The organism is Fimbriimonadaceae bacterium (assembly GCA_019638775.1).
Lineage (GTDB): Bacteria > Armatimonadota > Fimbriimonadia > Fimbriimonadales > Fimbriimonadaceae > JAHBTD01.
Genome location: JAHBTD010000003.1, coordinates 19,230 through 31,552 on the forward strand (window position 1 = coordinate 19,230; position 12,323 = coordinate 31,552).

8 protein-coding genes are annotated in these 12,323 nt (G+C 53.5%); 5 read left to right on the top strand and 3 right to left on the bottom strand.

Annotated features, from left to right (window positions below):
• Positions 1–193: 193 nt before the first annotated feature.
• Positions 194–2,134, top strand: coding sequence for a hypothetical protein (locus tag KF784_11710; GenBank protein MBX3119724.1), 1,941 nt, complete (start codon positions 194–196; stop codon positions 2,132–2,134).
• A gap of 57 nt (positions 2,135–2,191) precedes the next feature.
• On the opposite strand, the gene KF784_11715 is transcribed toward KF784_11710, so the two are convergent.
• From KF784_11715 to KF784_11725, 3 genes are all read right to left on the bottom strand, one after another.
• Positions 2,192–4,129, bottom strand: a complete 1,938-nt coding sequence (locus KF784_11715) for an MCP four helix bundle domain-containing protein (GenBank protein ID MBX3119725.1) — start codon at positions 4,127–4,129, stop codon at positions 2,192–2,194.
• 175 nt (positions 4,130–4,304) lie between these two features.
• The gene (locus tag KF784_11720) at positions 4,305–6,368 is read right to left on the bottom strand and encodes a methyl-accepting chemotaxis protein (protein ID MBX3119726.1); all 2,064 of its coding nucleotides are present in this window, start codon (positions 6,366–6,368) and stop codon (positions 4,305–4,307) included.
• 348 nt (positions 6,369–6,716) lie between these two features.
• Positions 6,717–7,931, bottom strand: a complete 1,215-nt coding sequence (locus KF784_11725; GenBank protein ID MBX3119727.1) for a hypothetical protein — start codon at positions 7,929–7,931, stop codon at positions 6,717–6,719.
• Positions 7,932–8,002: 71 nt separating this feature from the next.
• Between KF784_11725 and KF784_11730 the strand changes: the two genes are divergently transcribed.
• The 4 genes from KF784_11730 (at position 8,003) to KF784_11745 (ending at position 12,294) form a co-directional block, all read left to right on the top strand.
• A complete protein-coding gene (locus tag KF784_11730; protein MBX3119728.1) occupies positions 8,003–8,845 on the top strand; it encodes a hypothetical protein in 843 nt (280 codons plus the stop codon).
• Positions 8,846–9,125: 280 nt separating this feature from the next.
• A complete protein-coding gene (locus tag KF784_11735) occupies positions 9,126–10,697 on the top strand; it encodes an OmpA family protein (protein ID MBX3119729.1) in 1,572 nt (523 codons plus the stop codon).
• A 5-nt stretch (positions 10,698–10,702) separates the two neighbouring features.
• Positions 10,703–11,491, top strand: coding sequence for an ABC transporter permease (locus KF784_11740; protein ID MBX3119730.1), 789 nt, complete (start codon positions 10,703–10,705; stop codon positions 11,489–11,491).
• Complete coding sequence (locus KF784_11745) at positions 11,488–12,294, top strand: ABC transporter ATP-binding protein (GenBank protein ID MBX3119731.1); 807 nt, start codon at positions 11,488–11,490, stop codon at positions 12,292–12,294. Before KF784_11740 ends, KF784_11745 begins: the two co-directional genes overlap by 4 nt.
• Positions 12,295–12,323 lie beyond the last annotated feature (29 nt).

Here is a 12,323-nt window from a genome sequence, read left to right on the forward strand (position 1 = left end):
CCTCCCACCCCTCCCCCTCCCTCCATTGCAACTGCGTCGCAATAGAGGGAGGGGAGAGTAGGCGCTGACCCAAGGACAAGCCATCACAAGCAGGACAACCGGCTGAGCTTGTCGAACACATTGCCCAATGGCCAACGCGCCAACCAGGGCCCCCGAATCTGAACCCGAAAGACGCTTCGAGGAAGGCTTCACCGTGAAGACCCTCATCGGAGCGTTCTTTATCGCGCTCTTCATGCTGCCCGGCGGCATTTATCTGGGTTTGGTGGCGGGGCAGGGGGTTGGCGAAGCAGCGGAATGGGTCACGATCGTTCTGTTTGCCGAGGTTGCTCGGCGAAGCTTTATGCCGCTCCGAAAACAAGAGATCTACATCCTGTTTTACATTGCTGCGAGCCTGACTACGGTCATCAATGCCACACGCGGTATGGGCGGCGGACCGTTTTCAAACCTTATTTGGAACTCATATTTTGTCAGCAGCGAGCAGGCGCAACCCCTGCTCGATCAGATTCCGAGATGGGCGGTGCCGAGCCCAGCCTCATCGGCGATCATCGACCGCAACCTTTGGCATGCCGACTGGTGGTCGCCCAGTACATGGCAGTTCTGGACGCAGGGATTCTGGAAGCCTGCGCTTATTCTCATCATCACCGAGATCTGCGGAAAGCTGAGCTGGATCGGTATGGGATATGCGCTGTTTCGGGTCACCAGCGACATCGAAAAGCTCCCTTTTCCTTATGCGCCAGTGGCGGCCTCGGGGGCGACGGCTCTTGCCGAAGCTGGCACGGAAAGTTGGCGATGGAGTGTTTTCTCGGCGGGCTCAGTGGTGGGGATGCTGTTTGGCCTGGTGTACGTGGCCTTGCCGGTGATCACAGGAATGCTGTTTGGGGAGCCGGTGGAGGTGTTCCCCATCCCATTTGCCGACTACACGCGGGTGATCGAAAACCTGTTGCCAGCGGCAATTATTGGACTCAGCTTTAGCCTTGGAAACATTTTGGTGGGCTTTGTGCTGCCCTACCACATTGTGCTTGGAGCAACAGTTGCAAGCGTTTTGACGATGATCGTAGCGAATCCGATTCTTCACAGCTACGGATTGCTGCCCAGCTACCGATTTGGATCGGATGCGTTTCTGACCAAGCTTGCTGCCGACATGGACATCTGGCTGTCGGTGACGATTGGCATCAATCTGGCGATTGCGATTATCGGCATCGCACTTGTCATCAAAGCCACAGCCCAGGCCAGACGCTATCGCGACGAACGGAAGTATAGTCTCGCTCCGCCGGAAGGTCGGGGCGACTTCCCAATTTACACGGCGTTGCTTGCCTGGCTTGGGGCGACGGTGACGCTGATTTGGCTGAGCCATGTCCTCATTCCGGATTTCCCGATCTGGCTGCTGTGTGCGTTTGGACTGTTTTGGAGTCCATTCAACAGCTATATCAGCGCGCGCTTGCAGGGCCTCACGGGGCGAACGGTGGGATTGCCCTTTTTGCGCGAGGCAGCGGTCGTGGCTACCGGCTATCAACGCGCCGACGTTTGGTATGCGCCAATCCCCTTATGGGATCACGGGGCGGTTTCTCAGCGATTTCGTGAGGTGGAGCTGACAGGGACGAAGTTCACAAGCATCATCAAGGCCGAGGCGGTGATGCTCCCATTGACACTGGTCTTTAGCTTCCTCTTTTGGGCGTTCTTCTGGAAGACGAGCCCTGTCCCGAGCAACCAATTCCCCTATGCTCAGCGGTTTTGGCCGATCGAGGCGACGATTCAATCGGTTTTTCAGCAGGTGAACCTCCCGAAAGAGGCGGGCCAAACCAACTTCCTGCTTGCCGCGCTGAAGCCCTCTGTGATAGGGATAGGTGCGTCTTTTGGGCTTGCGTTTTATGGCGTCTGCTCGTTCTTCAAGCTTCCTCTGCTCTTCTATTACGGCTTTGCGGGGGGCATTGGGGCGTATCCGGCGAACACGCTGCCTCAACTCTTTGGCGCTTGGTTCGGCAGGAAGTATATGAGGAAGCGTTATGGCGAGGAGAACTGGATCCGTTATGCACCGGTTCTGCTTGCCGGGTTCAGCTGCGGCACAGGTTTGGTCGCAATGGCGAGTATTGCGCTGGTCTTGGTCGGCAAGGCAGTCACGCAGTTGCCTTATTAAATGAAACGGGCTCTCCCAGAGGAGAGCCCGTCCACTTGTTCAACAGCCCGTTGATTGTTAGGCGGCTAATCGCAGATCGGGCGTTTCAGACTCGCCGTCGATCTTGAATGCGCTCACCATGGATTGGAGTTGTGCAGAAGCATCCTTGAGGTCCATCGCCATTCGGCTGACTTCACCGATGCTTGCCGTCTGCTCCTGTACGGCTGCTGCTGCTTGCTGAGTGGCGGCTGCCATCTCTTCTGCAGAGGCGCTCATCTCTTGTGCACCTGCGGCAGTCTCTTCGCTGACGGAAGCGACGTTCGAAATCGCATCGGTCACGATGCGGGCATCGCTTGCCATTCCGTCTACGAGCTGGCTGTTCTGCTCAGCAAGAGTCTGGACGTTGGCGATGCCATCAAGAATCTCCACCAGAGCGGCCTTCGCGGCATCGCTGGACTTCGATCCTTCGCTGACCTCAAGTGCGCTTGCGGTCATGGACTCGATTGCCTTTTCAACCCCTTCGCGAACGCTCTTGATGAGGTCGGCAATCTCCTTGGTGCTGGTACTCGACCGCTCGGCAAGCTTGCGAACCTCTTCGGCAACAACGGCGAATCCTCGACCGTGCTCTCCAGCACGAGCGGCTTCGATAGCTGCGTTAAGAGCAAGCAGGTTTGTCTGCTCAGCAATTTCGTCGATAGCCTGTACGATGGCTCCGATCTGAGCCTGCTTGTCGCCGAGTTCGCGGATGGCATCTTCGGACAACGAGACCTGCTTTGAAATGCGCTCCATGCTGGAGATGGTCTGCTGAACGGCTTGTCCGCCTTCCATTGCAATCTCGTTTGCCTTTGCGGCGGCAAGTTGCTGATCCTGACTGCCCTTTTGGACAGACTGGACTGCTGTGTCAAGCTTCTCCATCGCTGCGCTTGCTTCCGTTGCTCCGATGGCGAGTTGCTCGCTGCCACTCGCAATCTGAGTGCTGGTCTGAGCGCTTTCGTTTGCAGCGCATGCAACCTGCTGGATGGTTTGAGCGATCTCTTCGGATGTCCCGTTCGCTTGGTGAGTGGTGTTGTTTAGCGAATCGCTTGAGTTCGCGACAGAATCCGCCGTTCGGGACACGTCGCCTACGAGCGCTCGCAGATTTGATCTTGCTTCGTCAAAGGAATCAACAGTTGACTGCAGATCAGTCAACAACGAGTTAAAGCTGGATGCAACCTGCCCAATCTCATCCTTGCTCTCGTAAGGCACGGCCGTCGTCCCTGTCTTAACGTGCTTGACCAGATCACCCTGTGCCAGAGCTTCGATGCCGCTCCTCAGAGCCGACATACAAATCGTCTGAAGGGAGTGCATCCTGTTCACGACAAGTGCAAGCGGAAGCTTGACCGATCGAGTCACAAAGAAGCAGGAAGCGATCGCGGCAATAATCGCAACTGCGAGCATGATCCAAACTTCAAGAGCAGACTCCTTATAGGTCGCGTCGGCTGCAGCAGTGAGGCTATCAGCGCGCTCAAGGTTCCACTTTTCAAGGGCCTCAAGATCTTTTCGGAATGTACTGTAAGCGCCATCAAGCTGCTTAAGGGTAGCTGCTTGCTTTGCAGCGTCGTTGCTGACACTAGCCGCGACGAGAGCTGACTCAAGTTTTTCACATTCTTCCCACTTGGTCTTAAGAGCATCGAACATCTTACGATCTTCATCTAGTGCGATGGATGTGTCGTAGCCATCGAAGCTCTTATGCAGAGCTGTAAGTTCTTCCTTTATAAGCGATTCGATCTCTTTCTTGGCAGCATGATCCTTAGTAGCGAGGTGTCGGTAGCCCAGTCCTTCAATCGTGGATGAACTCCCAGTCATCTGCGATAGGGCTTGAAAGGCGACAAGACTGTCTGATTGGAGGGCCTTGGTGCTGTCGTCAAGTGCGCCGAGTCTCACGATGCTAAACAGACCCAAAAATACAGTAGTAGCGACGCAAATGCCGAAGCCCAACCCTAGCTTTGCGACGATTTTGAGATTCTTAAACTTCATTGTTGTCCTCAGGAAGCGGTACATCCCCTAAGCAATTCTTGGAAACTCGAAACCTTGCCATCAGCAGGGGCACCAAATTAACACAAAAACCGCAATAAGTGGCAAAGACCTAGGGGAGGTGGGTCGACCGCCTAGGCTTCTTTACCCAAGCGGTCTGTGATTACTTAGCCTCGGATTAGGCGGCCTGCTTGACCTCAACAGGATTGGAGCTGGGTTCGACTTTGAACTTTGCTACGATGTCCTGCAGCTTTTGAGCTGTGTTTCTTAGGTCTTCGGACATTCGGCTCACGTCTGCGATCGCAGCTACTTGCTGCTGAATGGCAGCCGAAGCTTCCTCTGTCGCGGCGGCCGTCTCTTCTGCGGCTGCGCTCATCTGCTCAGCGCCAGCAGCAGTCTCTTCACTAACCGAAGCTACATTGGCGATAGCCTCGACGACCGTTCGCGTGTTTAGTCCAATCCCCTCTACAAGGGCGCCGTTTTTCTCAGCAAGTGTTTGAACGCTGGCGATACCGTCAAGTATCTCCGTGAGCGCTGCCTTTGCGGCATCGCTTGCTTGAGTACCCTCGGTGACCTGCTGTGCGCTGGTGGTCATCGAGTCGATAGCGTTCTCTACGCCTTCGCGTATCATCGAGATGAGATCGGCAATCTCTTTGGTGCTAGCGCTGGATCGCTCGGCAAGCTTGCGTACCTCTTCGGCAACGACGGCGAATCCGCGTCCATGCTCGCCAGCTCGGGCAGCCTCAATCGCGGCGTTGAGTGCGAGCAGATTAGTCTGCTCGGCAATTTCGTCGATTGTTTGAACAATCGCGCCGATCTGAGCTTGCCGCTGTCCAAGTTCGCGGACGGCCTGCTCCGATAGAGCGACCTGCTTGGAGATACGATCCATGCTTGAGATGGTTTGCTGGACCGCCTGTCCACCTTCCATCGCAATCTCGTTGGCTCGGGAGGCTGCAAGCTGCTGGTCATGACTGCCCTCTTGCACTTGAAGAATGGCCTCTTCAAGCTTCTCCATTGCGTCGCTGGCGGATGTTGCCCCAGAGGCAAGTTGCTCGCTGCCCCTTGCGATCTGCCCGCTGGTTTGAGCGGATTCTGACGATGCCTTGGCCACTTGCTGAATCGTTTGGGCAATCTCTTCAGACCCCGAGCTTGTCTCTGACGCAGCTGAATTGAGGGAATCGCTCGATAAAGCTACTGCTTGAGTTGCAGTTCCAACGTGCTTGATGAGCTCGCGCAGATTGAGAATCATCGTTGCGAAGGCGTTGCCCAGTGAGTCGTTCTCTGACTTCGCTTGGACACTCACGGTGAGGTCGCCGCTAGCAACGGTCTGGGCAATTTCCGCCATTGCTCGCTGATGTTCGATCATCGTTGCAAACGAGAGTCCCAGCACATCGCCCTCAGACTTCGGCTCAACGTTTTCACTAAGATCGCCAAGAGCCGCTGCACTGGCTATGCTGGCCATGTCTCGCTGGTGGAGTATGAGGCTCTTGAATTCGGTAGCAAGATCGCCAATTTCATCCTTAGTCTCGATCTTGATCTCTTGATTGATGTCGCCAACAGCCAAGCCCTTTGCGGCAGTTCCAATTTCGGCAAGCGCTGAAGAAATCATGCGTGTGATGATTACCGCGAATAGTATTGCGACCACTATTGCAAATAACAACAAAGTGATAACGGTCGCCTTTGACCAAAACAGAATTGACTTGGTTACCTGCTTTTCTTTAACAATAAGCGCGTCATTGTATTTGTTGTAGACCGACAGCGACTCGTCAATGTCGTCTAGAATAGGGCGTGCACTTCTTGAAAGAGTCTCAGCTTTCGCTTTCTGGTTAGATTCGGAGAGTTTAAAAACTTCCTCGGCATTCGCAAAGTACTTCGGTAGCAGGTCATCGAGTTTTGAAAGAAAAACTTTGCCCTCTGGCGAAAAAATCTCCTTCTTGAGCTCTTCCAGCTTTGCCTCTACATCTTTTCGATCACCATCCGCGTGTGTTCGTTGAGGTCCCATTTGTGCCGGCGTGTCGGCCAAGATGTGGTTCTTTTCGGATCGCACAAATTGAAGGAGTCTTGTACTCAATTCTCCGCTTGTTTGTGCAAGTTGAAACTCCCCGGCTAGGCGCGTCGACAGACCACCGAGCTGATTAAGACGGACGAAGGCAACGACGCCAAGCACTGCCATCAGGCCAATGCACATGCCAAAACTGAGCGCAAGCTTACGCCCGATTCTTAGGTTTGAAAGCCATTTCATATTCACAATCCCCAGCTAGACCCTAGTCGTCGCGATCAGGATGTGAATGATTACCCGAGCACCCGCCTTGACAGGCGCATGAAAGTGCTTTCCAGGCGATTCCCCAATCGACAGCCTCACGCTTGAACGCGATTCGACTACTGTCCCTTAGACAATAGTTTCGGTATCGAACCCGCAAAACCAACAGGGCGAAGTTTTACTCAGGATTTAGCGCAAAAGAGGCGATCAGAAATTTGAGTTCAAATTGATGTAATTTGATAGTCGTCCAAGAAATCTTGCGTCAAAAGGCGCAAGAAAACTGAGCCATACATGCGCCCATTTCGATAGGGATCGCGATTGCCCGTGTCCCTAAGAGGCCGATCCCGCCAGTTGTTCGAGGGCCCGCTTGACCACAAGATCGGTTCCGGCAGGGTCGTACTCGGGGTCAACCTTAATGTGGGGCGAGACTCCGACACCTTCAAGCGTGACGCCCTCGACGATGACGTTAACCATCGGGATTTCTAAAACGGCCCAATCGTCAATGAGCATCGGCGACGTGCCGAGCACGTGTCCGGCGGTGGTTTTTCCGATCAGAGTTGCGCGTTTGGAGGATTTGAGCACGTGGCTTAGGACCTCTTTGGCGCTGCGCGAGCCTTCATTGATGAGCACGATCAACGGCTTGTCATAGCCCATCTTCGAGGTCATATTGATGTTCCCCGCTCCGTATTCAACCTTGATGCCGGGGGCATAGAAGAGGTCGGCAAACCCCTCGGGGCGGCCACCAAAACCATCGCGAAGGTCCAGTATGAAGCCGTCGGTGTTCATGTTTCGCGAGACTCCTGCGGCAAGCGCGTCTTTGAAATCCTGTCGTGGGAGTAGAGCCCACATGTGCATATAGCCGTACTTCTTGCCGTTGTAGTCGATCGTCTTTACACTGCGTTGGCTAGCCCGCAGAAACATATCGGCTGGCCTCATCGACTCAACATCGACATCCTTTGCCATCTCTTGCCCATTGCGACTGACCGTAATCTTTGCCGTCTTGTCCACCCAATCCGCCAGGCTTTGCACGGGAGAGAAAGGCTTGCCGTTGATGGACTTAAAGACGTCGCCTTTTTGGATGCCTGCCCTTGCGCCAGGCATGTCGTTGAGAACCATCTGAGCAATCCACTGACCGTTGACCTTCTTGAACCAAACGCCGATGTGCGGCATCGCCTCCGCCTCGGGGTTCAACAAGTTGCGCATCATGTAGTAGCCCTGATCGGCCTTGGTCATAAACTCGAAGTGGGAATCCCCAAATTCGGCGATCATCCGGTTGACCACATCGCGGAATTCGTCGGCGGTTTTTGCGGCCTTGGCAGGAGCCTCGTACTTGTTGAGGAGCCCATCCATTTTTGCCTTCTGCGTGTCCTTGGCATAGTATCGGGCCGCGATGGCGCCGCGCGTTTTTGCCCACGCATCAGTGGCGCTGAACGCCTTTGCCTGCGTGTACGCGACCGAGGCATCCGTGAGCAAAGGCGTCAGGTTTGGCGCTGTGGAGGGCGATAGAAGGGGAGCAAAAGCGGCAAAGACTACGAAGGCTGTCATAGATAGACCTTACCGGATCGGCCTCTTGCCGGGTTCCCCGCAGCCTCAAAGGTACACTCGAATCCTTCCCTATGGCCCAGAAAAACCACCTCACGTTTCCGATTCGAAGCGACAAGTTTATGCAGTCGGTGCTGATTGAGGAGCACCTGCTTCATGAGGAGACTCCTTTTCAGACCATCGACATCTACAACACGCAGTGTTTTGGCAAGGTGCTGATGCTGGACGGACACATTCAGCTCACCGCGCTTGACGAGCACGTATATCACGAGGCGTTGGTCCAGATCCCGCTCTTGAACCTGGAGAGCCCGACTTCTGCGCTGGTTGTTGGGGGCGGAGATGGGGCGGTTGTTCGTGAGATCATCAAGCACAAGAGTATCGAACGCGTGGACATGGTGGAGATCGATGAAGCGGTCGTGAAAGCGTCGGTGTCGGTCTGGCCAGAGCTGAGCAATGGCGCGTTTGGCGATCCGAGGTTGCATCTGCATATTGCCGATGCGTTCAAATTTGTAAAAGCTGCCACCCAACAGTACGACCTCATCGTGATGGACAGCACCGACGTTTATGAGGAGGAGGATCAGTCGCTGAGTGAGATGCTTTTCACCGAAGAGTTCTACCGAGATTTGCGACGACTGCTTAAGCCGGGTGGCTTTGTTGTGACTCAGGCTGATAACTTGGTATTTTGTCCGTACTCGTTGGAGGAGATTCAGAAGATGTACGCCAAGGCCTTCGACAAGGTGGGTTCATACTTCGCCGTGATTCCTTCGTTCGGCGGTTATTCGGGATACTGCTGGGCGAGTCTGGGGCAGGAGATTTCGTCAACTTGGGAAGGTCTGCGAAAGCCTGAGTTTCCGTTGCGATATTTGAATGAAGCCGCCTACAACTATGGGTTTGCTCCGTTGCCATTTGGGCTGTGAAGGCATTGTTGATAAGGATTGTCACTGATGTCGGACTGGCAGGCTTGGCTCTCTGAACCCCCTGCGTGAGAGCACAAAGATCATCCATCTTGCATTCAACTGTCTTTCACACCGCGCAATAGCGTCAAAATGAACTCGACATTGAGTTCCTGCGGCTAAACATCGTTTGTACGATTGCAACCCTTCGAATTCCTTGTCCGTCAACGATTTGGACTTATTGCTCGTCTTGAGATTCGAATAGACAGGAATCTTACAAACGCGCGACGAAAGAGAAAACAACATGAAAGTAAAACCTTTGGGCAAGGTCGTTATCCTAATCATCGTACTTGGGGTGGTCATCGGCGGCTATCAGTACATTAACAGACCAAAGGATGGTAGCCCGTTCTTTGGGATTGGAGGTTCTGGTGGGACAAAGATCGAAGGCGATCAGGGCATCCTGGGACGGCCTCTGCGGGTTGGAATTGTAACCTGGCCTGGATACGCAGGTGGTCTTGTCGCTAATGGTGGGTTCAAGCCAAACAAGGAGTGCATCTACTACAAGAATCACAAGCTGCTTGTTGAGTTTCTTCTGATGGAAGACGTCGATGTGAGGGCCAAAGCGTTTGCTAAAGGTGGCCCTGATGGGGTCGATATCGTTTGGTCGACCGTTGACTTTTGGGCGAATGAACTCCCTGGCCTAAACAAGGGTGGCGTAAAGTCTCGGGCCATCATGCAAGTGGACTGGTCTCGCGGCGGCGATGCAATAGTCGCGGCAGGCAATATTAACCGAATCGAGGATTTAGCGGGTAAACAGGTTGCGCTGGCTCTATTTACTCCGTCTCACTGGCTTCTCGAATACAGCCTTCAAAACTCAAGCTTGGATGAGTCTCAACAGGAGCGCATTGTTAAGAATATCGTTGGAAAGAACGCCTCTCCTGATGCTCGTATTGACTTTGTTGCGGGAAAAGTCGATGCCGCTGTCGTGTGGGAGCCCGACGTCAGTGAAGCCCTCGCGAAGCGCCCTGGTTCGAAGGTCATTGTCTCGACCAAGACGGCTGCAAATTTGATCGCCGACCTCATGGTCGCGCGTGAGGATTTCATAGCCGAACATCCCGATGTGATCAAGGCTTTCATCGAAGGCTGGTTTGATGGCACAGCGGAGGCAAACCGTCGCCCCGACTTGGCTGTAAAGGTCTTGATGGACAATGAGCCGCTGTACAAAGACTTAGGACAAAAAGAGACTCTGAATCAACTCTCGACCGTTAAATGGGCGGACCTTGTAGATAACACGAAAATGTTTGGATTAGACGGAAGTGAACCCTTGTTTGACCGTATTTTCAAGCAGGCGAGCACCTCATGGGTCCGTAGAGGGTACATCACACAGGCGGTGACCCCTGGCCAAGCCAAGAACGACAAGTTTTTGAGGGAGATATACGCTGCAACTCCCAAAGATGCACGTGTCAAACCTGAAGTCGACGAATCCAAGTTTCCGACAAAGCCTCCAGAGGAGAAAGTAACTGAGCGGGCGATCATGACGAAGCCGGTGAATATCTACTTTGCAACAGGCCAGTCCTCCTTGGATCCGAATGCGAAGGGTGTTCTTGATCAGATCGCACTCACAGCGCAGACCTACTCGAACGCTTACATTCGCGTGGAAGGTAACACTGACAGCGTGGGATCGGCTGACAAAAACGTCCAGTTGAGCCAACAGAGAGCACAAGCGGTCGTAAACTATCTAGTTAATCAATACGGGTTCAACAGATCGCGATTTATCGCGAAAGGAAACGGTCCAAACAAGCCTATCGCTTCTAATGGCACCAATGAAGGTCGTGCAAAGAATCGCCGGACCGACATTCTGGTCGTGCCTAAATAGGTTCGATGAAACCCCTCCTTGGTGTACGCGAAAAGATTTCTGGGCGGCTTGACTTCGCACTCGGGCTGTCCGGAATTCTTGTCGCCGTCGCAATATGGTGCTTCCTGACATACGGCGGCCATCTCAGGCCGTTATTTCTCCCATCTCCGAGTCAGCTTTACGAATCGCTTGCCGAATTCAATAGCCAAGGTTGGCTGCTTTCCGCCATTTGGAGAAGTTTTATAAGAGTTTCGTTGGCTTTAGTGATCGTTATTGCGATCGGTGTTCCTATCGGCATTCTGATGGGTGCGTTTACGCCCGTTGATGCCCTTTTGCGGAAGCTTGTTAATGGGGCCAAAAGTGTTCCTACGACAGGCTTGGTTGGGCTGATTGTGTTGTGGTTCAGTATTGAAGAAAAGGCCAAGATCGTTTTCTTGTTCCTCGGGTCGATTTTCTACATGATCATCCTGGTGCGTCAGGCAGTGCGATCCGTTAACGAAGATTTTCTTAAAGTTGCCATCGACATTGGGGCCACACGTTGGCAGTTGATTTGGAAAATTCTTCTCCCTGGGGCACTCCCAGCCATTTGGGAGGCAATCGCAGTGTGTAACGGCATCATGTGGACCTACATCGTTCTCGCGGAGTTCATCAACAACAGTGAGGATCAGATTGGCGTCGGTTATCTTTTGTATATTGGTAGCCGTACCCAAGAGTCGGGCAAGGTGTTCGGCATATTGTTAGTGGTTGCCATCATTTCCGCATCGACAGACTGGTTGTTAGGCGTAGTCAAACGGAGGTTTTTTGCCTGGTCATGAGCGATGTTAAACCCCCGGTCATTGAGTTTAAGAATGTTTGCAAGGATTACGAGCGCAACGGTCAAGAACCCGTGCGCGCCCTCAGCGACTTGGATTTCACTGTCCACGACGAGGAAGCAGGTGAATTCTTGGCGATTATCGGCCCTTCCGGCTGTGGTAAGAGCACGATCCTAAACATGATCTCAGGCTTGTTGTTGCCTACTCAAGGCGAGGTTCGGTTGCTTGGCGAACTCGTCACGGGCCCTACGAGCCAGGCAGTAACCGTTCAACAGGCATACACTTGTTTCCCCTGGCGAACGGTGTTGCAGAACGTTGAGTTCGGGCTCGAAATACAAGGTTCAGAGGCTCAGGAGCGAAGACAGATCGCAATGGATTACCTTGAAAAGGTGGGCCTGGCGGATCGGCACTCCGCGTATCCGAAGGAACTGTCGGGAGGGATGCAGCAGAGAACAGCCATCGCCCGCGCGCTTGCTCTCAAGCGGCCCATTGTTCTGATGGACGAGCCGTTTGGGGCACTCGACGCACAAACGCGAAGCGGTATGCAACAGATGCTTCTCAGTCTATGGGCCGTCGAAAAGAACACAATCATATTCGTCACACACGATATTGCTGAGGCTCTCCTGCTTGCGGATCGGATACTCGTACTCTCACCTCGACCTGCACGGATCATTCACGATATGATCGTGCCCTTCGAGCGTCCGCGCAATCCGATGCTACAAACGGATCAGAAATTCGTCGAGATGCTCCAAGCCCTAATGTATCTGTTGAAGAATCCTGATACTAAGCTGTCAGCTTCAAAGTAATCAAGGTCGGGTAAATTCCCTTCGGGCAC